Below are 22,188 nucleotides of genomic sequence, written 5' to 3'. Positions count from 1 at the left end.
GCCGCATCACCGGGGTGTCGGGTCACCGGGTCGCCGCGTCACCGCTTCACCGCTTCACCGCCAGGACGGACCACGCCGGTTCGCCATCGCGCCGCCGTCAGCGTGGTGGCCAGTGGATCGGCGAAGTCCGCACCGACAACCTCGGGCGCCTCCTAGCACCCGGTCCCGAGGCCGACCGAGTCCGCTGCCGCGTCGACAGCTACCTCCTCATCGGCGGCCTGTAGGCAGCACATACCGGGGCGTACCTCACCCGGCTGCGGTCGTTCCGCAGCCGACTCCTTACGGTGCCCCCGTCATCGTCGCTGTCGGCCGCGTGGTCCTCGTCGTCGACGGCGCGGAGCTCCAGTCACAGCCGGACAGCCGCAACGTTCGACGGCGACGCCCCGCACACCGTCAGCACTGGAGGCGATGGTGGGGTCAATGCCGGGGAGCGTCGTCGCCGTGGTCGGGCGCTTCGGCGGCCAGCAGGTGTTCGGCGGCGCCTTCGAGGGCTCGGGCCGTCTCGATCGAGCGGGGGAGCATGGTCTTCTCGTAGGTGCGGATGGCGTCGTCGACGGTGGCGGCGTTCGCGAGGGCGAGAGCGAGGTCGTTGGCGTCGAGCATGGCGAGGTTGGCGCCGACGCCCAGTGGCGGCATGAGATGGGCGGCGTCGCCGAGCAGGGTCACCGTCGGGTTGTGCTCCCAGGCGTGCGGGACGGGCAGGGCGAAGATCGGGCGGTCGACGTAGGGGCCGTCGTTGTCGGTGATCATCTGACGCATGCGGGGCGACCAGTGGGCGTAGCGCTCCAGGAGCAGCGCGCGGATTCCTTCGGTGTCGCCCGGCGCCAGGCCGCTCGCGCTGGTCCAGGGGGCCGGGACGCGCTGGATGATGTAGACGCGGATGCGGTCGCCGCCGTTGCGCTGGGCGAACATCCCGCGCTCGCCGTCGGCGGCGTGGGCGCCGCCTTGGCCGATGAGTCCGGCGATGCCGGGGTGGCGGTTCTCGACGTCGGAGAACCAGGCTTCCAGGAAGGCCACCCCGGAGTACCGGGGGACGGCGGAGGATACGGCCGGGCGCACCCGGGAGTTGGCGCCGTCGGCGCCGATGACCAAGTCGGTCTCCACGGTGGTGCCGTCGGCGAAGCACAGCCGCCGCGGCCCCTCGGCGGGCCCGTCGACGCGGTCGAGGGCGTGGCCCCAGCGCACAGTGCCGGGCCGCAGCGAGTTGAGCAGGAGGTCGCGCAGCCGGCCGCGGTCGATCTCCGGCTTGAAGGTCTCGTCGGGATCCGGGACCTCGTGGGATGTGATCGCGCCCGTCAGGTCCAGCCGGCGCATCTCCTGCCCTTCGGGGCGGGCCAGTTCGAAGAACTGGTCGAGCAGACCGGCTTCGCGCAGGGCGATCTGGCCGTTGTCGGCGTGCAGGTCCAAGGTGCCGCCCTGGTCGCGCGCGTCGGGGCCGGCGTCGCGGTCATAGACGGTGACGGCCATGCCGTGCCGCTGGAGGATGCGGGCGCAGGTCAGCCCGCCGGGGCCGGCCCCGATGATGCTGATCCGGGCGCGTGCGGGGTTCGGAGAGCTCATGGGTCTTCCTTTCACCGGCGCGAAGCGGCGCGCGGCGGGAGCGAACGGAGGGTTCGAGGGAGGTGGCGAACGGAGGCTTCGATGGAGGCTTCGGCGGCGGCCTCTGGCGTCTCGGAGGCCGCCGCGCCAAGGCAGATGCGCCGCAGAACGGCGGCGGTGATCGGTGGTCCGTGATCTGTGATCTGTGACCGATGAGTTGCTCGGCCGCAGACGAGAAGCGACAGGCCGGGCGCTTGCGTGGTCCGCTGCGGCCTCAGCGCCTGAAAGTAGAGTACGAGTAAAAGTAGAACATGACAACTTAGTTACGCGTTCCACTCTCGGGTAGGCTGATGCCATGACCGAGCCCCCCGCCGCTGCCGGCCGCCGTGAACGCAAAAAAGCGGCGACCCGCCAAGCGATCGCCGCAGCCGCCCTCCGCCTCTTCCTGGAGCACGGCTACGACCACGTGAGCATCCGAGGCATCGCGGAAGCGGCGGATGTGTCGACCGCCACGGTGTTCAAGCACTTCACCGGCAAAGAAGCCCTCGTCTTCGACCAGGAAGAGAGCATGGACACGCGCCTGATCGCCGCGGTGCGGCAGCGGGCGCCCGGCGAAGACGTCCTCGACGCCCTGCGCCGGCACGTGCTCGACACCTGGCTGCCCATCGCGGCGCACCCGCAGTGGCAGGAGTTCAACCACCTGGTGACCGCCACGCCGGCCCTGCGCGCGTACGCCGAACGCATGTGGGCCCGGCACACCGACACCCTCAGCGCGGCCATCGCCGACGAGTTCGGCGCGGAGCACGACGACCTCGCCTGTACGGCCCTTGCCCGCTTCGTCCTTGAGGTCCCCGTCCTCGCTCAGGGCCGGAAAGACCACCGGGCCGCCGTCGAGGAGGTCTTCGACATCATCGCCAACGGCTGGCGGCCCCCCAGCGGGCCGACCGGGCCGCGAAGCACGTAAGGCGGCGGGCCAAGGCCGCCGGGCCGCCGGCCCGCGACAGTTGACATGCCTTCAGCGGTGGCTGACGACGGAGCGCCGCGGCCGGCGAGTGGGGCACGCTCCGTTCTTCGGTGACGGCGAACGCGTTGGCCTCACGGGGCGGTGTGCATAGGGTCAGCGGTCATGGCGACACGGCTTGTTCAGATCGCGATGAACGCCCAGGACGACTCCGCGCTCGGCCGGTTCTGGGCGGAGGCGCTCGGCTGGGACATGACCAGCGAGAGGCCCAACCTCCGCCCGTATCCCGGCGGCGATCAAGCGGCGGAGGCGGACCGGCTGCGGGCTCTCGGCGCCACCGACATCGACCTCGGCCAGGGCGACGTGCCGTGGACCTGTCTAATCGATTTGGAAGGCAATGAGTTCTGCGTCCTCACCCCGCGCTGACACGTAGCCTCGACGACACCCCGACACGACGACATACCGGCACATGAGCGCGTCGCGGCATGATCGGGGCATGAACCAGCGCGCCGAAGACGGCTACCTCCTGGACAACCGGCAGTCCGAAGCGGGCGAGCGTTTCGACGCGCTCGGCGCCCTCTTCGACGCCTCCACCTTCCGGCACATCGACGACCTGGGGATCGGGGAAGGCCGGCGCTGCTGGGAGGTGGGCGCCGGCGGGCCCTCGGTGGTGCGCGGGCTCGCCGAACGCGTGGGCGCCACCGGGTACGTACTCGCTACGGACATCGACACGTCGTGGACGGCGGCCGCGGCCGGGCCGCGGGTCGAGCTCCGGCGGCACGACGTCGCCGCCGACGCGCCTCCGGCCGGGCCCTTCGACCTCGTCCACGCCCGTCTGGTCCTCGTCCACGTCGCCGACCGCGACCGCGCCCTGCGCGCGATGACGAGCGCCCTGCGGCCCGGCGGATGGCTGCTGCTGGAGGACGCCGACCCGGCGCTCCAGCCCCTCATCTGCCCCGACGAGTCCGGCCCGCGGCAGCGTCTGGCCAATAAACTGCGCCACCGCTTTCGCGAACTGCTCGCCGAGCGCGGCGCGGATCTCTCCTACGGCCGCCGCCTGCCGCGCCTGCTGCGCGAGGCCGGACTGACCGACGTACGGGCGGACGCGTACTTCCCCGTCACGGGCCCGGCCTGCGCGGCCCTGGAGATGGCCACGGTGCGGCAGGTACGCGACCAGCTGGTGGCCAAGGGCCTCGCCACGGAGACGGAGATCGACACGCACCTCGCCAACATCGCGGCAGGCGGCCTGGATCTGGCGACGTCCCCGATGATCTCGGCGTGGGGACGGAAGCCCGACCCCGACGCCGGCTAGCCCTTCGGCTTCGCCGATCGGCCTTTTCGGTTCGCTGACGACTTGTCGGGGCCCCAACTCCCTTTCGCTGACGACTTCTCAGAGCTCCGGCTTCAGTTCGCCGACAACTCCTCCGATCCCAGCTTCAGTTCGCCGGCGACCGCCCAGGCTCCCAATCCCCCGCGAGACCGAGGCGGCCCGCGTTGACCCCCGCCTGGAACCGCGAGTCGGTCTCCAGTACGGACATCAGCTCCGCGACCCGCCTGCGGTAGGTCCGTACGGACATGCCGACGCGGCGGCGCGCCCGCTCAGACATCCGGCTCAAGCATCCCGCCGGTCGCGGATCACGAGCGAAGCCGGAACCCCGCCCCATTAGTGTGGCTTCGCATGACCGACTCCGAGTTCGAGATCACCGCGGACCTGATCCGTGACCTGCTGCGGGAGCAGCATCCGGACCTCGCGGGACTGGCCGTCCGCGAAGTAGCGGGTGGGTGGGGCAACCAGATGTGGCGCCTTGGGGACGACCTGGCTGTGCGCATTCCGCGTACAGAAGGCGCCCCGGACCTCCTGCGCAAGGAGTGCCGGTGGCTGCCCGTCCTGGCTCCGCGCCTGCCGCTTCCGGTCCCCGGCCCCGTACGGACCGGTGAACCGTCCGCGCGCTTCCCGAAGCCCTGGGCCGTCATGACGTGGGTCCCCGGCGAGCCGCTGGACGGCGCCTCCATCAGCCGCGGCGACCACGCGGCCGGCACTCTGGCGGGCTTCCTCAGGGCACTCCACGTGGAGGCGCCCGAATCCGCGCCGATCAGTGGGGACCGCGGCGAGCACCCCAAGAAGTGCACGGACGGATTCGACCACTTCTTCCATGCCGCCGTCCCCGACGACCTCGCCGACGATGTCCGGGCCGTCTGGGACGACGCCGTCGCGGCGCCCGAGTGGGAGGGCCCGCCGCTCTGGGTGCACGGCGATCTCCATCCCGCGAACGTCGTCGTCTCGGACGGGACGCTCTCGGGCGTGATCGACTTCGGTGACATGTTCGCCGGCGATCCGGCGTGGGACCTCGCCGCCGCATGGGTCATCCTTCCCGCCGGCGCCGCCGCGCCTTTCTTCGCCGCATACGCGCGGGCAGACGAGGGGACGATCCGGCGCGCCCGCGGGCTGGCCGCCCTGAAGAGCTTGTTCCTCTTGCTCATGGGCCAGAACGGCGACCGGGGCCTTCCTGGCGGCAAGCCGGCGTGGGGGCCCGCGGGCCGGGCGGCACTGGAACGTGTTCTGAGAGGCGGTTCGATGTAGGCACGGAGCGACCGGGCCTCATCCGCATACCCGCTGCCGGAGCCGCACGTCGAGGTTCTTGTGCTTGAGCGGGTACAGCCCGGTCACGGCCTCGCCCTTGATCTCGCGGCCTTCGGCACGGCCCGACGCATGCCTCAAGCCGAGACGGTTGTGGCCCCCGTGCCGCTTCCCATCCTCACCCCTCAGCCTTCGGAGAGCGGCGGCGGTACGGGTTCCAGCCCTCGCAGTGTGATGTCGATGAGGCGTTCGGCCTGCCCGCGCTGCTCGGGGGCGGCCGAGGTGAGGGCGATGCCGGCGAGGGCGGCGAAGAGGTCGGTCGGGCGGATGTCGGAACGCATCGTGCCGGCGGCGGTGCCCGCCTCCATGAAGGTCATGAGGGCCGACTGGATCATGTCGTGGCTGTCGGCGTAGGGGTTGGCGCCCGAAGCGACGACGGCCCGCAGGGCGTCGGCCATGCCGAGTTTGGCGGTGGCGTAGTCGATGAAGCGGTGCGTCCACTCGCGCAGCGCCTCGCGCGGCGGCAGCTCCGCGAGGAGGCCGGGGACGGATTCGCACAGCCGGGCCACTTCGTTGCGGTAGGCCGCCTCGACCAGGGCTTCGCGGGTGGGGAAGTTGCGGTAGAGAGTGCCGGTTCCCACGCCCGCTTCCTTGGCGATGCGCTCGAAGTGCGCATCGAGTCCCTCTTCGGTGAAGACGCGCACCGCGGCGGCCAGGATCTTCTCCCGGTTGCGCTGCGCGTCGGCCCTCAGCGGGCGTCCTGTGTCCCGGACCATCAGCGGCTCTCCATTCTCCGTCGCCCGTCGCCCCGTCGCCCCGCTTGCTAAGTGGAGGCACCGCCACTTACTCTGCACTAAGTGGCGGTGCCTCCACTTTAAGGCAGGACTCACCCCTGCCCTGCCCCACGCCCCTCCCCCAGTTCCCCGATCACCCCTAACTCCTGATCTCCCGAAAGGGCTGTCGAACATGTCTGGAATCGAAGGCAAAGTCATCGCGATCACGGGCGCCAGCAGCGGCATCGGCCAAGCGACCGCGCTGCTGCTCGCCGAGCGCGGCGCGAAAGTCGTCCTGGGAGCGCGCCGGCCGGAGCGCCTGAAGGCCCTGGCCGCCCGCATCGAGGAGGCCGGCGGCGACGCGGCCTGGGTGCGTACGGACGTCACGCGCAAGGACGACCTGTCCGGCCTCGTCAGGCTGGCGCGGGACCGGTTCGGCAAGCTCGACACCCTCGTCAGCAACGCCGGAGTGGGCCTGATCTCCCCGCTGGACGACCTGCGCGTCGAGGACTGGGAGGAGATGATCGACGTCAACCTCAAAGGGGTCCTGTACGGGATCGCCGCCGCCCTCCCCGTCTTCCGGGAACAGGGCTTCGGGCACTTCGTCAACACCGTGTCCACCGCCGGGCTGCGCATCGTGCCGCTCCAGTCGGTGTACGCCGGCACGAAGAACGCCGTGCGCACCATCTCCGAGGGCCTGCGCCAGGAGGCCGGCGACAGCCTGCGCATCACCGTCGTCTCGCCCGGCGCCGTCCGTACCGACTTCGCGGAACGCCTGGATCCGGCGATGCGGCCCCAGGTCGACAAGTTGATGGAGATCGGCCTCTCGCCGGACGCGGTGGCCCGCGCCATCGCCTTCGCCATCGAGCAGCCGGACGGCGTCGACGTGGGCGACATCGTCGTGCGCCCCACCGCCCAGGGGTAGACACCCTCACAGCCCGGGGGTAGACACCCTCACCGCCCGGGGGCAGGCACACACCCCACCACCCAGGGGCAGATACGCCCTGCCGCCCAAGGGCAGACCGGTCCAGCCGGGTCGGCCGGGCCGGCCGGACCGGCGGAGCCCGGCCGTCAGGCCCCCTCCGCCGGTTCGCGGCAGGGGTCGGCGGTCAGCGCGGCCGCGGTCTGGGTGAGGTGCTGGGCCAGGACCCCGGCCGCGGTGTCGGCGTCGCGGGCCAGCGCCGCCTCCTCCAGTCGGCGGTGCTCGTCGGCGCCGTCGCGGCCGGGGTCGCGGTGCGCCGACCAGCGGCGCGCCAGTTCGCTCGCGGTCCACATCCGGTCGAAGGTCGCCAGCAGAACGGGGTTGCCGCAGCCTTCCAACAGGGCTCGGTGGAAGACCCGGTGGGCCTCGGACCACGCACCGCTGTAGTACTCGCCCTCCTCCGGTACGTACGCCGGAGTGCGGGTCAGCCGGTGATGGGCGGCTCGTACGCGGGCCTCCCAGTCGATGTCGCCGCGCTCGACCGACATGCGCAGCACGACCGGTTCGATGGTCCGGCGGGCCTCCGCGATCTCCTGCCAGCGGCGGTCGGAGAAGGCGGGGACGGCGAAGCCGCGGTTGGGCAGCCGGTCGGCCAGGCCCTCGCCGGCCGCCCGTACGAGCGCCTCGCGCACCACGGCCAGGCTCACGCCCTGCTCCTTGGCGAGGTCCTGCGGCTTGAGGGCGTCGCCGGGGGCGTACTCCCCGCGCATGATCGCGTCACGCAGGTATGCGTAGACCTGCTCGGAGAGCATCTGCTTTCCCGGCGCGGCCGAGGTGCTTCGGGTCGTCTGGGTCATGCCATCACCATAGACGATTTCATTAATAATCGATTATTGGTGTTATCGTCGATCTATCGGCGGATGGCAGGCAGACGAGGGCAGTACCGCTGCCACTGCCAGTGCGCGACACTCAGCGGTCCGCCCGCCATCCGCCCCAGCACGGCCTGAAAGGAACGACACCATGAGTTCCAACGATCCCTTCGCCCGCCTTCCCGAGGCGGCCTCTTTCACCGTTACCAGCACCACCGTCGCCGACGGCGCAGCCTGGCCGTCCGAGCAGCTCTCCGGCATCTCCGGCGTGCCCGGCGGGCAGGACGTCTCCCCGCAGCTGTCGTGGAGCGGCGCGCCGGAAGGCACCAAGAGCTACGCCGTCACCGTCTACGACCCCGACGCCCCCACCGGCTCCGGCTTCTGGCACTGGGCGGTCGCCGACATCCCCGCCGACGTCACCGAACTGCCCGCGGGCGCGGGCGACGACACCGGTTCCGGCCTGCCCGAAGGCTCCTTCCAACTGCCCAACGACGCCCGCGCGATCCGCTTCCTCGGCGCCGCCCCGCCGGCCGGACACGGCCCGCACCGCTACTTCACCGTGGTCCACGCCCTCGACGTCGAGACCATCGGCGTCCCCGCCGACGCCACCCCGGCCGTCCTCGGCTTCACCATGGCCGGCCACATCCTCGGCCGCGCGGTCCTGACCACCACCGCCGAGACGCCGCCCGCGGGCGGGGAGCGCGCGGAGGGGGAGCCGCACACCGACAGCGGCACCGACACCGGCACCGGCAACAACGCCGAACGGATCGAGGTGTCCCGGCTCGTCCCCGCTGCCGCCGACGCCGTCTTCGCGGTCCTGGCGGACCCGAAGGGCCATGTGGACATCGACGCGTCGGGAATGCTCATCGACGCCGAGGGGCAGCCGGTCGAGCGGCCCGGCGACCGGTTCCTGGTGCACATGGACCGGGAAGCGATCGGGGATGTCCCTCTGGGCAAGTACGACGTCGAGGTCGTCATCACCGAGCTCACTCCGGGCAGGGAGATCGCCTGGACCGTCGAAGGCAAGATCCGGCCCCATGCCGGTCACATCTACGGCTACCGGCTGGAGCCGGCCGAGGGCGGCACCCTCGTCACGTCGTACTGCGACTGGTCCCGGACCAGCGAGGAATGGAAGAAGCGCATCACGTTCCCCGTGGTCCCCGAGTCCTCCCTCAAGGCCACCCTCGGAATCCTCGAACGCACCGTCCGCCGGCGGGCGGCCGCCGGGTCCTGACCGGCTGCCGGGTCCTGACCGGTTGCCGAGTCCCGACCGGACGGCCGTCCGCACGCGGGCGGTCGTCCCGGCCCGGTCGGCCATCCCGGTCCATCCCGGTCCGGCCCGGCCCGATCCGGTCGGCTTGAGCGGTCGGCTCGGACCGGCAGTTCAAGTCGACCGGCGTCGCACCGCCACGCTGTCGTCCGTACGACCGACAGACCCACGCCCCGGGCCGGCCCGCCTCCCCCACCGCCCGTACGCCCCGCCCATGCGCGCGGCTCCGGCGAATCTTGACAGATGCCTTTGCCGGTACGGCAAATAAGGGCATGAGCGACGACGATTTCTCCCAGGTGCTGGCCGCTGTCGGCCCACGGCTGCGCGTGCTGCGGAAGTCGCGCGGTATCACCCTGGCCCAGCTCAGCGAGCAGACCGGGATCTCCCTGAGCACGCTCTCCCGGCTGGAGTCCGGCCACCGCGAGCCGACGCTGAAGCTGCTGCTGCCGCTGGCCAAGGCGCATGGCGTCCCCCTCGACGAACTGGTCGGCGCGCCCCCGACCGGCGATCCGCGCGTCCACGCCCGGCCGTTCACCCGGCACGGCAAGACCTGGGTGCCCCTGACCCGGCATCTCGGGGGCCTGCACGCCTACAAGCAGATCCTCCCCGTCGCCGAGGCAGCCCGGCGCGACGAACGGCCCGAGCAGTCCACGCACGAGGGCTACGAGTGGCTTTACGTCCTCTCCGGCCGCCTGCGGCTCGCCCTCGGCGAGCACGACGTGCTCCTCTCCGACGGCGAGGTGGCCGAGTTCGACACCCGCACCCCCCACGGCTTCGGCAACGCGGCGGACCAGCCCACCGAATTCCTCGCCCTGTTCGGAGCTCAGGGCGAGCGGATGCACGTACGGGTGCGGACCACCGCCAAGTGAACCTCCATGTCGGGTTCTCACAAATCATGAGCACCGGACTCCGTGGATCACGGCATCCGGATCACCGGAATCCCCCTGTCAGAGTGGCAAGTGAGTCGATCGCTCCGCGCCGTCGTTCACGCGTGGAGTTATGACACCACTACAAAGGGGGTTATGCAGTGCGCACCACATCGAGCAGCGCCACGAGCGCCGATACGAGCGCCGATACGAGCGGCGTCACGAGCGCGGGTACAAGCGCCGGTACGAACAGCGCCACGAGCCCCGACTCCGACTCCAGCTCCGACTCCAGCTCCGGCTCCAGCTCCAGCTCCAGCTCCAGCTCCGACGGCGTGGTCGTCACCGGGCTCGGGGCCACCACACCGCTCGGCGGGGACACCGCGTCGACCTGGGCCGCGATGCTCGCCGGGGAGACCGGCATCCGCGCGATCGAGGAGGAGTGGGCGGCCGACCTGCCCGTACGGATCGCCGGTCGGCTGAAGGCCGAGCCAGGCGAGGTGCTGGACCGGGTGCAGGCCCGCCGCATGGACCGCTGCGAGCAGATCGCGCTCGTAGCCGCCCGCGAGGCGTGGGCCGACGCGGGAGCGCCCGGCGTCGATCCGGAGCGGCTGGCCGTCGTGATCGGTACGGGCACCGGGGGCGCCCTCACCATGCTCGGCCAGGACGACATCCTCGAAACCCGAGGTGTGCGGCGGGTGTCGCCGCACACCGTCCCGATGCTGATGGCGAACGGGCCCGCCGCCTGGGTCAGCATCGACCTCGGGGCGCGCGGCGGCGCGCACACCCCGGTCAGCGCCTGCGCGTCCGGGGCCGAGGCGATCTCGATGGGCCTGGATCTGATCCGCCTGGGCCGGGCCGACGTGGTCGTGGCGGGCGGTGCCGAGGCGTGTGTCCACCCGCTGCCGCTGGCCGGGTTCGCCCAGGCCAAGGCCCACTCGACGCGCAACGACGAACCCGAGCGGGCGTCCCGACCGTTCGACGCCGATCGCGACGGCTTCGTGATCGGCGAGGGCGGCGCCGTCGTCGTCCTCGAACGCGCCGGGTTCGCGGCCGCGCGCGGGGCCCGGCCGCACGCGACGCTGGCCGGGGCGGGCGTCACCTCGGACGCCCACCACATCACGGCCGCGCACCCGGAAGGGCAGGTCCGCGCCATGCGCCGGGCCGTGGCCCTGGCCGGGCTGTCGCCACTCGACATCGATCATGTCCAGGCGCACGCGACCTCGACGCCGAAGGGCGATCTGGTCGAGGCCGGATCGATCGCCGAGGCCATCGGCGCCCACCCGGCCGTCACCGCCGTCAAGTCGATGACCGGGCATCTCTTCGGAGCCGCCGGAGCGCTCGGCGCGCTGGCCGCGATCCTCGCGGTACGCGACGGCGTCATCCCCGCGACGCGGAACCTCGACACCCTGGACCCGGCCGTGGACCTCGACATCGTCGCCGGCGCACCGCGCCAGGGGCGGATCACGGCGGCGCTCGCGAACTCCTTCGGCTTCGGCGGGCACAACGCGTCGCTCGTCTTCACCTCCGCGCCCTGAGTCCGGAGTTCTGAGTCCGGAGGCCAGAGTCCGGAGATCTGAGACCGGAGTTCTGACACCTGCGTGCTGGGACCTGCGTCCTGAATCCTGAGTCCTCGGCTTCCGTCCTCCGGCGAATACGCGCCGGAACCAGGTCGGACCGGATCGGGACCGGGACCGGGCCGCTCCCCCGAACGGCCCGGTCCCGACGCGCGGTTACCAGCCCGCGCCCGCGGGCTGCCTGGTGACGGCGTTGATCCGGTTGAAGAGATTGGTCAGGCCGATCCACAGGACCAGGCCCGCCAGTTGCTTCTCGTCGTGGTGGCGCGCGGCCTCGTCCCAGATCTCGTCCGACACCGGGTCCGTACGGTCGCTGAGCCGGGTGGCCGCCTCGGCGAGCGCCAGGGCGGCGCGTTCGGCGTCTGAGTAGTAGGGCGCCTCGTGCCAGGCGGCCAGCGCGAAGAGCCGTTCGTCGCTCATGCCCGCCTTCTTGGCGCTGCGGGCGCCTCCGTCGACGCAGTAGCCGCAGCCGTTGATCTGGCTCACGCGCAGGTGCACGAGTTCGAGCGTCGCCTCCGGCACACCGCCCTGCTTGGCGGCCTTGGCCACGTCGAGTACGGCGGGTAGGGCGTCGGGAAGGACCGTCGCGGGGTTCTTCATACGTGCCTGCATCATCGTTCTCCTCTGATCGCATGATCACATCCGACCGCGTCCGGCCCCCAGCCGATCTCGTTCGATTGCATCCGATCGCGGTCGCTCGTCACATCCACCGGGATGTGTTCGTCACCGTGCTGACGGATCGCGACAGGAGAATGTGACTGATGGACGAGAACGACTTTCTGGCAGACCGCTTCGAGACGCACCGCGGTCAGCTGCGGGCGGTGGCGTACCGGATGCTCGGCTCGCTGGCCGAGGCGGACGACGCCGTGCAGGAGACCTGGCTGCGGCTGCACCGCTCGGACACCAGCGGTGTGGCGAACCTCGGCGGGTGGCTGACGACCGTCGTCGGCCGGGTGTGCCTGGACATGCTGCGTACGCGCGCCTCGCGGGGCGAACGGCCGCTGGATGTGCGGGTGCCCGACCCGGTGGTGAGCGGTCCGGCCGGGGCCGACCCCGAACACCAGGCGCTGCTCGCCGACTCCGTCGGGCTCGCGCTGCTGGTCGTCCTCGAAACGCTGAGCCCTTCCGAACGGCTCGCCTTCGTGCTGCACGACATGTTCGCCGTGCCGTTCGACGAGATCGCCCCGATGGTCGGGCGCACTCCGGCCGCGGCGCGGCAGCTCGCCAGCCGGGCGCGCCGCCGGGTGCGGGGTACGGAAACGGTGCCCGACCCCGATCTCGTCCGGCAGCGCGAGGTCGTCGACGCGTTCCTCGCCGCCGCTCAGCGCGGCGACTTCGACGCGCTCGTGGCCGTGCTCGACCCGGAGGTCGTGCTCCGCGCCGACGCCGGGGCCGCGGCGGGCGGCTCCGCGGAGGTCCGGGGCGCGCGGGCGGTGGCCGGCCGGGCCCTCCTGTTCCAGCGGACCGCCTCCCCGCACCCGCTGCCCGCGCTCGTCAACGGCGCCGCGGGGGTCGTCTCGGTGCGGGACGGACGGGCGGTGGCGGTCCTGGGCTTCACGGTCGCGCGGGGGAAGATCGTGGAAATCGATATCCTCGCCGACCCCGAGCGGCTGCGGCTGATCGATCCGGCGCCGCTGGAAGGCTGACGGAACGCGGGCCGTACGAAGGCCGTACGGGGGCGGTACGGGGGCGGTACGGGCGAAGCGGGCCGGAAATACGGGAATCGCTGAGGCAGCTTTCTGTACTTCCTGTTTACGTATCGGTTCGGCTTTTCTCGTGGCCGGCGGGATGTTCTCGCCCGGACGCCCATTCCGATTCCCGTTCCGGATTCTCGTTCCGGAACGGGAAAGAGGACAAGGAAGTTCCGCCCCCGTTCGCACTCTTCCCCTCCGAGTACGGGCTGACAGCGCGCCCCATACGGCCCGAGGCCGGGGTTTCCGCGCCTTTCATTCGTCCTCCATCTGCCCTCCATCCGGCCTCCATCCGGCCTCCTTCCACCGCCCTCGCACCGCCCATCCGCCTGACAGCCGCGGATGAATCCGACCGGGGCGGCCACCGCTGAATCCGTGTACTGCCCCCCTTTCAGGCGGGTGCAGGACGCCGGAATGAGGCGCCGGTCCGCCGGTCCGCCCACCGCCCTGCGCCTGCGGCGACAGCACACAACCCTTTGATGGACGTATCCGGGTGAGACGAATTCCAGATAGCGACCACGCGGGGTGCGTGACTTCTTGGGGATAAATCCGCTGAGTTCCGTATTCCTCTTGCTTGCCCTTGACTCAGCGGTGAAGCTTGCTCTTCCGATCCGCGTCGCGGACGGGATTTCCGGTCAAAAGCTCGACGCACAAGGAGAATCACATGGCATGGACTGCCGGAGGTGGCACCATCGCACCAGGGGCCACTCAGGAATGGACTTTCGACTGGGGCGGCAACGGCGACGTCGGCCCGCAATTGATCCAGGCACACCCGCTGAACCCCAACGGGTTGTTGTACACCGTCGAGATCGGCGAGGTGCTCGCGGGCGCCCACCTCTCGTACCGGGCCAGGGTCCGCAATGCCGGCCCCCTGACCGTCTCGTTCAACTGGCGCGGCGGGAGCGTGTGACCATGGCGACGATTCAGGTACTGCTCGACGAAGAGGGCAATGTGCTGGGCACCGCGCAGCAGCCGAGCGCGAGCGAGGGCGAGGCCGCACCTGGGCAGGTGGGCCTCGTGGCGGGAGCCGGGCAGCAACTGGCCGAGGTGGAGGTCGCCGACGAGGTGTTGGCGGGTTCTTCGGCCGATCTCTACGCACATCTCAAGCAGAATTTCCTGGCCTGACACCGCTGGATGACCATACGCATCTCATGAACCACATGAACCATGCGATCAATGTGAACCATCCGCACCAGGCGACGCAGCACACGCAGTACACGCAGTACACGCAGTAATGGACGCCCCGCGCTCGGCTGTTGGACGAGCGCGGGGCGTTCTGCGCGTCGTCCGGCGCATCGCGACAGGATGCCGCCGCTCATCCCGATCGGCAGGCATCCCGCACCCCACGACCGACGCCCCGCACCCCCATGACCGGCATCCCTCATACCGATCGACCGGTGCCCCTCATCCAGGACGGAAGCTGTCCTACTTCGCCACTACCGTCGGTCCTCCACTCGACCGGAGGAGACCGGCGATGAGCCACGTCACCACCAACCAGCCCGACGGCACCCCGACTTGGATCGACCTGAACGTCCCCGACCTGCAACGCGCGCTGGATTTCTACTGCGCGCTCTTCGGCTGGGAGTACAAGGTCGGAACGCCCGAGACCGGCTACTACACCACATGCCTGCTGCACGGCCGCCCGGCCGCCGCGATCCTGTCGACGCCCGGCGCGGACACCGCCCGCCGCGCGTGGGACGTGTATTTCGCCACCGCGGACTGTGACGGCACGGCAGAACGGGTCACCGCGGCGGGCGGCGTCATCGTCGAGGGGCCGGCCAATGTCATGAAGCTGGGACGGGGGGCCGTGGCCGTGGACCCGACCGGCGCCCGGTTCGGCCTCTGGCAGGGCCGCGCGCACCTCGGCTGCCAGATCGTCAACGAGCCCGGCGCGCTCGTCCGCAACGACCTGGTCACCTCGGACCCCGAGACCGCCCGCGCCTTCTACACCTCGGTCTTCGACTTCACGCTCGACGCCAACGAGGACCTTCCGGAGCAGGACTTCACGTTCCTGCGCCGCCCGGACGGCCATGAGATCGGCGGGATCTTCGGCCTCCCCGACGCCCCGGCCTCCGCCTGGGCGACCGTCTTCGAGGTCGCCGACACCGACGAGACGGTGCGGCGGGCACGGGCCGCGGGCGGCTCCTCCGAGGCGCCGCAGGACAATCCGTACGGGCAGACGGCGTTGATCACCGACCCGTTCGGCGCCGAGTTCTCCGTCATCGCGAGGTCCCCGGCCGCTCGATGAGGCCGGCCGGGGCCGGCCGCCGGTCCCGGCCGATCGCGCGGCGCAAGGGGGCAGCCGTCGAGACGACGAAGATCCCGAACAGCGTGATGGGCAGCAGCCCGACCGGGCGCAGCAGCCACGTGGGGTCGTCGCGCAGCCAGCGCCAGTTGATGACCCAGTTCCCCGCGACGTCCGCCGCCATGACCGCGGCCGCCAGCGGCGGCCCCCATGTCCGTACGAGCGCCGCGGCCGCCACGACCAGCGGGTCGAGGACGACCAGGCTCAGGAAGAAGAGCTGCAACGGCACCGGCCCGAAGGAGGCGTAGACGTGGACGCCGCCGCGCACGATGTCGACGAGGTGCGCGCAGGCGCCCTCGGTGAATCCGATCGCGTACGCGGCCAGCGTCCACCGCACCCGCCTCGGCCGACCGCTCCACCGCTCCCGCCACCCGATTCCCATCGAAGCACCTTAATCCGGGAGGGCCGCCGGGCCGGTCGCCGCCTTCGGCAGGCCCTCCCCCGTGAACCTCAACCCAGCGCCTCAACCCAGCACCTCCGCGCAGGCCGTACGGAGCCGGGCCGCGCCCTCCGCCAGTTCGCCGAGCCCCGCCGCGGCGGCGAAGCTCAGCCGCAGATACGCGCCCGTCGGCTCGGCGGCGAAGTACGGGCGCCCCGGGGCCATCGCCACACCCGCCCGCAGCGCGGCGGCCAGCAGCGCGTTCTCGTCCGTTCCGTCGGGCATCCGCAGCCACAAGAAGCAGCCTCCCGACGGGATATGATCGACCGTCACTTCCGGCAGCTCCTGGCACACCGCGGTGAGCAGCGCTTCACGCCGGGCGCGCAACTGGGCGGCGACGGTGCGCAGATGGCGCGGCCAGGCGGGCGAGCCGACGAGTTCGAGCACGGCTTCCTGCAAGGGCCGCGGCACGAAGAAGCTGTCCACGATCTGGGTCTCGCGCAGCCGCTCCAGGGCCGGGCCGCGGGCGACGAGGGCGCCCACCCGCATGCTCGGCGAGGTGACCTTGGTCAGCGAGGCGACATGGACGACGATGCCGTCGGGGTCGTCCGCGCAGAGCGTGGGCGGCAGCGGCGGCGCCCCCTCGTGGACGAGGCGGCGCGCGAAGTCGTCCTCGACGACGAACGCCCCGGCCGCGCGGGCGGCCTGGACGACCTCGCGCCGCCGCTCCTCGGCGAGCACGGCGCCGGTCGGGTTCTGGAACAGCGGCTGGCAGACGAAGACGCGGGCCCCGCTCGCCCGGAACGCGGCGGCGAGCAGGTCGGTCCGTACGCCGTGGGCGTCGATCGGCACGGGCACCGGGCGCTGGCCGCAGGAGCGGGCGGCGGCGAGCACGCCGGGGTAGGTCGGGGACTCCACGAGCACGGGCGCGCCGGGCGGGGCGAGGGCGCGCAGCGCCACGGTCAGGGCGCTCTGGCCGCCGGCGGTGACGAGCACGTCGCCGGCGGCCAGGGCGCCCGCCGGGCCGCCGATCTCGCGGGCGAACCAGGCCCGCAGCTCGCCGACGCCGTCGACCGGCGGGCGGTCCCACGCGCCGGGGCGGCGGCCGGCCCGCGCGAGGGCCGCGGACATGGCGCGCTCGGGCTGGAGGGCGGAGTGGAGGTAGCCGCCGTTGAGCTCGATGGCGCCGGGCGGCGGCACGGCGAGCGTGGCCAGCACCCCGGAGGCCCCGATCGAGCGCGGTACGTACTCGCCGCCGGTCTCGGCGCTCAGGGCCACCTCCTGCCAGGAGGTGTCGCCGGTGCGCCGCCCGCCGCCGCGCGGGCGGGCGGCCCGGTAGGCGCCGGCGCCGGGCCGGGTGACGACGAGCCCTTCGGCGGTGAGGGCGGCGAGCGCTCGGGTGACGGTCACGGGGCTGACGTGGAACCGCTCGACCAGCGCCCGACTCGCTGGCAGCTTCTCTCCTTCGCGATAGCGGTTGAGTTCATCACGGAGGACTCTGGCCAGTTCAGCGACGCTGTTACGCTCGTGCATGACAGCACAAGATAGCGCTACTCGCCCGGTCGCGATAGCAGTGGGCGGCGGAACTGTGCTCGCCGCCCTCGGCGTGGCCGCCTTCGCCCTCACCTTTCCCGCCACCGCCTGGGCCCTCGAAGGGCTCGGCCCGTGGTCCACGGTCGGCGCCCGGACCGCGCTGACCTCGCTCATCGCGATCATCGCCCTGGCCGCGCGGCGCGTGCCGCCGCCCGCCCGCCGGCACTGGGGCGGGCTCCTCGTCGTCGCCGCCGGGGTGGTCGTCGGCTACCCGATACTGACCACGCTGGCCCTGGAGACGTCCACGTCGTCGCACGCCGCCGTGGTGGTGGGCCTGCTGCCGGTGACCACGGCCGCGTACTCGGCGCTGCGCACGGGGACGCGGCACTCGCGTACGTACTGGGGCGCGGCGCTGGCCGGGGCGGCCGTGGTCATCGCGTTCGCCCTCCAGCAGAGCGGCGGGGCCCTCTCGACGGCGGACCTCTATCTCTTCGCGGCCCTGCTGATCTGCGCGGCGGGCTACGCGGAGGGCGGCCGGCTGGCTCGGGAGATGCCGGGGTGGCAGGTCATCGGCTGGGCCCTGGTCCCGTGCCTGCCGGTGGGCCTGGCATGCTCCGCCGTCGCGCTGTCCTTCGAACCGGCGCGTCTGACGGGGCACGTGGTGGCCGGGGTGGTGTGGCTGGCGGTGGGCTCGCACTGCTTCGGGCTCACGGTCTGGTACCGGGGCATGGCCGCCATCGGCGTCGCCAAGGCCAGCCAGCTCCAGCTCGCCCAGCCGCTCCTGACGCTCGTGGCGTCCGTACTGCTGCTCGGCGAGCACCTGACGCCCGCGGCGCCGCTCGCCGCCTGCGGGGTGCTGGCGTGCATCGTCGTGACGCAGCGCACGAAAAGCTGAGCGACGACGTGGCCGCGAGGCGCGAAAGCCGCGCGACGACATGACCACCCGGCGCGAGGAGCCGGGCGGAACGGACGTAACCCAGCACACGAGAAGCCGACCGGCCCCGTCACCGCACACGCACGAGAAGCCGCCCAGCACCGTCGCCGCACCGCGCAAAAAACACCGACCGACACCGGCCGTCCCCGCGCCGCCCCCGGAACGCCGACCGGCACCGTCAAGACAGCAGCGCGCGCAAAGCCGACCGGCACCGGACCAACTCACCGGCCCGAAGGGCCGATTGGCATTGGTGTTCTCCTGCCGACTCCGCCTACGCCCCGTACAATTGCCGCCACTGACCGCATCCCTTCGGAGGAAGGTCGCCGCCGATGCGTGCGAGTGTGGGAGACCGGCTGCTGGTACACGGCAGGATCGTGGGCCAGCACGACCGGGTCGTGGAGATCATCGAGGTGCTGGGCCCGGACGGAGCCCCGCCCTACCGGGTCCGCGCCGAGGACGGTCACGAGGCGATCATGTCGCCGGGGCCCGACTCGGTCGTACAGCACGCGAACGAGCCGCAGGCGTAGGGCCGGGGCCGTCCCGGTTCAGCGGGGCGGCCGCACCCGGTACGGATAGTGGTCGGCGACCACTCGGGCCATCGCCCCGATCCGGTCGGCGACCACATCCCGCGCGGTGAAGAAGACATTGCCGCGCACCTCCGGATACCGCCGGTCGAAGGTGAGGTGGCGGGAGAGTTCCGCGGGGTCCTGCCAGGGGGCGGGCTGCGCCGGATCGCCCGCTTTGTAGAGCGCCTCCCCGATGTAGAGGTGCACGCCGGTGCCGCGTACGGTCGCGGCCCACCAGGGCACGAGCGCGGCGTAGTCGGCGACGGCGAAGCCGATATGCCAGTAGACCTGCGGGACGACGTAGTCGATCCAGCCCTCCAGGACCCATTTGCGGGTGTCGGCGCACAGGTCGTCGTAGGTCTGCACGCCGGCGCGGGTGTCCGAGCCGAGCGGGTCGGTGGCGCGGTTGCGCCATACCGCGAAGGGGCTGATGCCCAGCCGCGCCCGGCTGCCGCTCCGCCTGATCCGCTGCCCGGTCTCGCGCACCAGGCGGTCGATGTTGTCGCGCCGCCACGCGCCCCGGTCGGGGAAGTCCGCGCCGTACCGCGCGTACGCGGCGTCGTCGTCGAAGACCTGGCCGGCGACCGGGTAGGGGTAGAAGTAGTCGTCGAAGTGGACGCCGTCGATGTCGTAGCGGTCCACGGCGTCGAGCATCGCGTCCTCGACGAAGCGCCGGACCTCGGGCAGCCCCGGGTTGTAGTAGAGCTTGCCGCCGTAGGGCACTGCCCAGTCCGGGTGCAGCCGCACGGGGTGGCTCGCCGCGAGCCTGGCCGGGTCGGTGTGGTTGGCGACGCGGTACGGGTTGAACCAGGCGTGCAGCTCCAGTTCACGGGCGTGCGCCTCGCGGACCGCGAAGTCCAGCGGGTCCCAGCCGGGGTCCCGGCCCTGGGTGCCCGTGAGGTACTGCGACCACGGTTCGTACGGGGAGGGCCAGAAGGCGTCGGCGGTGGGTCGCACCTGGAGGATGACGGCGTTGAGCCGCCGCCGTACGGCCGTGTCGAGGAGGGCGAGCAGCTCGGCGCGCTGTCGCTCGACGCTCAGGCCGGGCCGGGAGGGCCAGTCGAGGTTGGCGACGGTGGCGAGCCACATGCCGCGGAACTGCCGCGCGCCGTGCGCCCCGGCACCGCCCTTCGCCGCCGCGTCCCCGGCGCCGAGCAGCAGCGCCGCGGAGCCCGCCGCGACCACCGTGAATCCTCTTCGCGTCATACGTCCCATCTGGCGCCCCCTGACTGCCGACCGGGCCACACCGTCCGGGAACAGCATGCCCGCCCCGGGCCCGTCGGCACCGCTGGGCGCGGGGTAACGTCTGCGCGGAGGCGTCCGTCGGCACCCGCGGCGGCCGGCCGGTCGATGAGGATCAGCGAAGGGCACGAGGTGACGGACACGATGGCCGATATTGCACGCGTCGGAGTGGTGGGCTGCGGCCAGATGGGCGCCGGCATCGCGGAGGTATGCGCCCGGTCGGGGCTGGAGGTCATGGTCGCGGAGACCACCGGCGAGGCCCTGGAGCTGGGCCGTACCCGGCTGGTCAACTCCCTCACCAAGGCGGCCGAGCGCGGCAAGACGACCGTGGCGGAGCGGGACGCGACGCTGGAGCGGCTGAGCTTCACCACCGATCTGGGCGAGTTCGCCGACCGGGACCTGGTCATCGAGGCGGTCGTCGAGAACGAGCAGGTCAAGACGGAGATCTTCCAGGTGCTCGACCAGGTGGTCACCCGCCCGGACGCCATCCTGGCCTCCAACACCTCCTCGATCCCGCTGGTGAAGCTGGCCGTCGCGACCTCCCGGCCGGACCAGGTCATCGGCGTCCACTTCTTCAACCCGGCCCCGGTGCAGAAGCTCGTCGAGCTGATCCCCGCACTGACCACCGGCGAGGAGACCATCAAGCGGGCCGAGGCGCTCGTCGGGGACGTGCTCGGCAAGCACGCGATCCGGGCGCAGGACCGCTCGGGCTTCGTCGTCAACGCCCTCCTCATCCCCTATCTGCTCTCCGCGATCCGGATGTTCGAGTCGGGCATCGCCAGCCGCGAGGACATCGACAACGGCATGGAGATGGGGTGCGCGCACCCCATGGGCCCGCTGCGGCTGTCCGACCTGATCGGCCTGGACACGGTCGCCTCGGTCGCGGACTCGATGTACCAGGAGTTCAAGGAGCCGCTGTACGCCGCTCCCCCGCTGCTCCAGCGCATGGTGGACGCGGGCCGTCTCGGCCGCAAGACGGGGTCGGGCTTCTACCCGTACTGAGCGACTGCGGTCACTGAACGGCTGCGGTCGCTGAGCATCTGTGCCACTGCGCACATCTGTCCCACTGCGCGCACCTGTGCCACTGGGCACATCTGTCCCGCTGAGCGCCCGTTCCGTCGTCAGCCCCCCGCAAAGGGCCCTTCCGCGATCCCGAGGTTTGAGCGGCGCGCGCCCCCTGTTCACACGGGGCGCGCGCCGCTGACCCGCGACTGTCTTCCGCACACGCTCCCGCCCCGCCTGGCCGCGCGGTTGACTCGGTTCGCCGGCATTCCCACGTCCGCCGGCCATCCTCGGATGATCTCCCGGAAGGGGTACGGACCGTGACCACCGATCCCGAGCAGGCCGTAGTGTCGGCGGAGCTCGCGGAACTCCGCCGCGACCTTGAGGTGGGCATCGCCCGCATCGATGGTCAACTGGCGCTCCTCGCCCTGCGCGGCGATCAGAGCGAGCAGGATCTGAGCACCGTGAACGTGCACGTGAGAGCGTTGGAGCACGGCCGTTGGCCGCTGCCGTCGCTGGCCGCGCTCACCGGCCTGGCCGCCCTGGCGATCGCCTTGTGGCAAGCGCTCGGCCGATGAGCGCGGGGTGCGCCTCACCGATGCGGGGCGCGGTGCACGCCGGTTCGCTCCGGCGTGCCGGGGGCTTCTCAGCCGAGCCGCATATGGTGCAGCAGCAGAAGAGCGGCCGCCATATTGGCGGCCGGGACCTCACCACGCGCGATCAGGTCGGGCACCAGTTTCAACGGCACCCACTCGCGCCGGTCCGATTCGAAGCCGTCCTCGGGCTGCCCGGTGTAGACGGCCTCCGGCGTCCAGTAGATGTGGTGCCGGGCGTCGGTGAGGCCGTTGGACGGCTCCACCGTCATGAGGTGCCGCAGCGCGCCCGGTCGCCACCCGGTCTCCTCCTCCATCTCGCGCGCCGCCGCGGACTCGATGTCCTCGCCGTCCTCGACGACTCCGGCGGCCAGTTCCCAGCCCCAGTTGTCGGTGATGAAGCGGTGCCGCCACAGCAACAGGACTTCGTTGGCCTCGTTGACCACCGTGGCGGCCGCGACGGGCCGCAGCCGTATCAGGTAGTGGTCGAGGTGAGCGCCGTCGGGGAGTTCGACGTCTGCGAGGTTGACCCGGAACCACCGGTTCTCGTACACGGTCTGCTCCCTGAGATTCTTCCAACGCACGTGTGTG

Annotated in this window: 26 protein-coding genes and 1 pseudogene; 17 read left to right on the top strand and 10 right to left on the bottom strand. The window is 71.8% G+C overall.

Annotated elements, in window-relative coordinates:
• Nucleotides 1–417: 417 nt before the first annotated feature.
• Nucleotides 418–1,560, bottom strand: coding sequence for an NAD(P)/FAD-dependent oxidoreductase (locus AB0I22_RS07075; RefSeq protein ID WP_363129622.1), 1,143 nt, complete (start codon nt 1,558–1,560; stop codon nt 418–420).
• 334 nt (nt 1,561–1,894) lie between these two features.
• Here AB0I22_RS07075 and AB0I22_RS07070 point away from each other — a divergent pair, with 334 nt between their 5' ends.
• The 3 genes from AB0I22_RS07070 (at nt 1,895) to AB0I22_RS07060 (ending at nt 3,812) form a co-directional block, all read left to right on the top strand.
• On the top strand, nt 1,895–2,503 hold the full coding sequence (locus tag AB0I22_RS07070) for a TetR/AcrR family transcriptional regulator (protein ID WP_363129621.1): 609 nt from the start codon (nt 1,895–1,897) through the stop codon (nt 2,501–2,503).
• 162 nt (nt 2,504–2,665) lie between these two features.
• A complete protein-coding gene (locus AB0I22_RS07065) occupies nt 2,666–2,926 on the top strand; it encodes a VOC family protein (protein WP_363129620.1) in 261 nt (86 codons plus the stop codon).
• Between the two features lie 70 nt (nt 2,927–2,996).
• Nucleotides 2,997–3,812, top strand: coding sequence for a methyltransferase domain-containing protein (locus tag AB0I22_RS07060; RefSeq protein ID WP_363129619.1), 816 nt, complete (start codon nt 2,997–2,999; stop codon nt 3,810–3,812).
• A gap of 124 nt (nt 3,813–3,936) precedes the next feature.
• Here AB0I22_RS07060 and AB0I22_RS07055 read toward each other — a convergent pair whose 3' ends face one another.
• Nucleotides 3,937–4,107 carry a hypothetical protein gene (locus AB0I22_RS07055; protein WP_363129618.1) on the bottom strand — a complete coding sequence of 57 codons (171 nt, stop codon included), beginning with the start codon at nt 4,105–4,107 and terminating at the stop codon, nt 3,937–3,939.
• 71 nt (nt 4,108–4,178) lie between these two features.
• On the opposite strand from AB0I22_RS07055, the gene AB0I22_RS07050 reads away from it, so the two are divergent.
• Complete coding sequence (locus AB0I22_RS07050; protein ID WP_363129617.1) at nt 4,179–5,081, top strand: aminoglycoside phosphotransferase family protein; 903 nt, start codon at nt 4,179–4,181, stop codon at nt 5,079–5,081.
• A gap of 182 nt (nt 5,082–5,263) precedes the next feature.
• Here the strand turns inward: AB0I22_RS07050 and AB0I22_RS07045 are convergent, their stop codons facing one another.
• The gene (locus tag AB0I22_RS07045) at nt 5,264–5,854 is read right to left on the bottom strand and encodes a helix-turn-helix domain-containing protein (protein WP_363129616.1); all 591 of its coding nucleotides are present in this window, start codon (nt 5,852–5,854) and stop codon (nt 5,264–5,266) included.
• A 190-nt stretch (nt 5,855–6,044) separates the two neighbouring features.
• Between AB0I22_RS07045 and AB0I22_RS07040 the strand changes: the two genes are divergently transcribed.
• Nucleotides 6,045–6,776 (top strand): SDR family oxidoreductase, encoded by a 732-nt coding sequence (locus tag AB0I22_RS07040; protein WP_363129615.1) that lies wholly within the window; start codon nt 6,045–6,047, stop codon nt 6,774–6,776.
• A 146-nt stretch (nt 6,777–6,922) separates the two neighbouring features.
• Here the strand turns inward: AB0I22_RS07040 and AB0I22_RS07035 are convergent, their stop codons facing one another.
• Nucleotides 6,923–7,630, bottom strand: a complete 708-nt coding sequence (locus AB0I22_RS07035) for a GntR family transcriptional regulator (RefSeq protein ID WP_363129614.1) — start codon at nt 7,628–7,630, stop codon at nt 6,923–6,925.
• 163 nt (nt 7,631–7,793) lie between these two features.
• Between AB0I22_RS07035 and AB0I22_RS07030 the strand changes: the two are divergent.
• The 3 genes and pseudogenes from AB0I22_RS07030 to AB0I22_RS07020 form a co-directional block, all read left to right on the top strand.
• Nucleotides 7,794–8,327: pseudogene (locus AB0I22_RS07030) on the top strand (YbhB/YbcL family Raf kinase inhibitor-like protein); the annotation flags it as partial.
• 87 nt (nt 8,328–8,414) lie between these two features.
• Entirely contained in the window at nt 8,415–8,876 is a 462-nt protein-coding gene (locus AB0I22_RS07025) for an SRPBCC family protein (RefSeq protein ID WP_363129787.1), read from the top strand.
• A gap of 308 nt (nt 8,877–9,184) precedes the next feature.
• Nucleotides 9,185–9,781 (top strand): XRE family transcriptional regulator, encoded by a 597-nt coding sequence (locus AB0I22_RS07020; RefSeq protein WP_363129613.1) that lies wholly within the window; start codon nt 9,185–9,187, stop codon nt 9,779–9,781.
• 151 nt (nt 9,782–9,932) lie between these two features.
• On the opposite strand, the gene AB0I22_RS07015 is transcribed toward AB0I22_RS07020, so the two are convergent.
• Complete coding sequence (locus AB0I22_RS07015) at nt 9,933–10,121, bottom strand: hypothetical protein (protein WP_363129612.1); 189 nt, start codon at nt 10,119–10,121, stop codon at nt 9,933–9,935.
• On the opposite strand from AB0I22_RS07015, the gene AB0I22_RS07010 reads away from it, so the two are divergent.
• A complete protein-coding gene (locus AB0I22_RS07010) occupies nt 10,111–11,313 on the top strand; it encodes a beta-ketoacyl-ACP synthase II (protein WP_363129611.1) in 1,203 nt (400 codons plus the stop codon). The two genes, AB0I22_RS07015 and AB0I22_RS07010, sit on opposite strands and share 11 nt — an antisense overlap.
• Nucleotides 11,314–11,508: 195 nt before the next feature.
• Here AB0I22_RS07010 and AB0I22_RS07005 read toward each other — a convergent pair whose 3' ends face one another.
• Nucleotides 11,509–11,964 carry a carboxymuconolactone decarboxylase family protein gene (locus AB0I22_RS07005; RefSeq protein ID WP_363129610.1) on the bottom strand — a complete coding sequence of 152 codons (456 nt, stop codon included), beginning with the start codon at nt 11,962–11,964 and terminating at the stop codon, nt 11,509–11,511.
• 149 nt (nt 11,965–12,113) lie between these two features.
• On the opposite strand from AB0I22_RS07005, the gene AB0I22_RS07000 reads away from it, so the two are divergent.
• From AB0I22_RS07000 to AB0I22_RS06985, 4 genes are all read left to right on the top strand, one after another.
• On the top strand, nt 12,114–12,998 hold the full coding sequence (locus tag AB0I22_RS07000) for a sigma-70 family RNA polymerase sigma factor (RefSeq protein ID WP_363129609.1): 885 nt from the start codon (nt 12,114–12,116) through the stop codon (nt 12,996–12,998).
• A gap of 709 nt (nt 12,999–13,707) precedes the next feature.
• A complete protein-coding gene (locus AB0I22_RS06995) occupies nt 13,708–13,953 on the top strand; it encodes a hypothetical protein (protein WP_363129608.1) in 246 nt (81 codons plus the stop codon).
• A gap of 2 nt (nt 13,954–13,955) precedes the next feature.
• Nucleotides 13,956–14,168 (top strand): hypothetical protein, encoded by a 213-nt coding sequence (locus AB0I22_RS06990; RefSeq protein ID WP_363129607.1) that lies wholly within the window; start codon nt 13,956–13,958, stop codon nt 14,166–14,168.
• Between the two features lie 349 nt (nt 14,169–14,517).
• On the top strand, nt 14,518–15,291 hold the full coding sequence (locus AB0I22_RS06985; protein ID WP_363129606.1) for a VOC family protein: 774 nt from the start codon (nt 14,518–14,520) through the stop codon (nt 15,289–15,291).
• Here the strand turns inward: AB0I22_RS06985 and AB0I22_RS06980 are convergent.
• Together AB0I22_RS06980 and AB0I22_RS06975 are read right to left on the bottom strand one after the other, a co-directional pair.
• On the bottom strand, nt 15,263–15,730 hold the full coding sequence (locus AB0I22_RS06980; protein ID WP_363129605.1) for a hypothetical protein: 468 nt from the start codon (nt 15,728–15,730) through the stop codon (nt 15,263–15,265). The genes AB0I22_RS06985 and AB0I22_RS06980 overlap by 29 nt on opposite strands.
• Nucleotides 15,731–15,811: 81 nt before the next feature.
• Nucleotides 15,812–17,260, bottom strand: coding sequence for a PLP-dependent aminotransferase family protein (locus AB0I22_RS06975; protein WP_363129604.1), 1,449 nt, complete (start codon nt 17,258–17,260; stop codon nt 15,812–15,814).
• On the opposite strand from AB0I22_RS06975, the gene AB0I22_RS06970 reads away from it, so the two are divergent.
• Nucleotides 17,259–18,155 (top strand): DMT family transporter, encoded by an 897-nt coding sequence (locus AB0I22_RS06970; RefSeq protein ID WP_363129603.1) that lies wholly within the window; start codon nt 17,259–17,261, stop codon nt 18,153–18,155. The two genes, AB0I22_RS06975 and AB0I22_RS06970, sit on opposite strands and share 2 nt — an antisense overlap.
• A gap of 368 nt (nt 18,156–18,523) precedes the next feature.
• Nucleotides 18,524–18,721 (top strand): DUF1918 domain-containing protein, encoded by a 198-nt coding sequence (locus AB0I22_RS06965; RefSeq protein WP_363129602.1) that lies wholly within the window; start codon nt 18,524–18,526, stop codon nt 18,719–18,721.
• 18 nt (nt 18,722–18,739) lie between these two features.
• Here the strand turns inward: AB0I22_RS06965 and AB0I22_RS06960 are convergent, their stop codons facing one another.
• Complete coding sequence (locus AB0I22_RS06960; RefSeq protein WP_363129601.1) at nt 18,740–19,975, bottom strand: family 10 glycosylhydrolase; 1,236 nt, start codon at nt 19,973–19,975, stop codon at nt 18,740–18,742.
• A gap of 171 nt (nt 19,976–20,146) precedes the next feature.
• On the opposite strand from AB0I22_RS06960, the gene AB0I22_RS06955 reads away from it, so the two are divergent.
• The gene (locus AB0I22_RS06955; protein WP_363129600.1) at nt 20,147–21,004 is read left to right on the top strand and encodes a 3-hydroxybutyryl-CoA dehydrogenase; all 858 of its coding nucleotides are present in this window, start codon (nt 20,147–20,149) and stop codon (nt 21,002–21,004) included.
• A gap of 320 nt (nt 21,005–21,324) precedes the next feature.
• A complete protein-coding gene (locus tag AB0I22_RS06950; protein ID WP_363129599.1) occupies nt 21,325–21,582 on the top strand; it encodes a hypothetical protein in 258 nt (85 codons plus the stop codon).
• A gap of 68 nt (nt 21,583–21,650) precedes the next feature.
• Here AB0I22_RS06950 and AB0I22_RS06945 read toward each other — a convergent pair whose 3' ends face one another.
• The gene (locus tag AB0I22_RS06945; RefSeq protein WP_363129598.1) at nt 21,651–22,181 is read right to left on the bottom strand and encodes an NUDIX hydrolase; all 531 of its coding nucleotides are present in this window, start codon (nt 22,179–22,181) and stop codon (nt 21,651–21,653) included.
• Nucleotides 22,182–22,188: the final 7 nt, after the last annotated feature.

This window comes from Streptomyces sp. NPDC050610, assembly GCF_040654875.1.
GTDB lineage: Bacteria > Actinomycetota > Actinomycetes > Streptomycetales > Streptomycetaceae > Streptomyces.
This window is presented reverse-complemented; position numbering and strand designations above follow the sequence as displayed.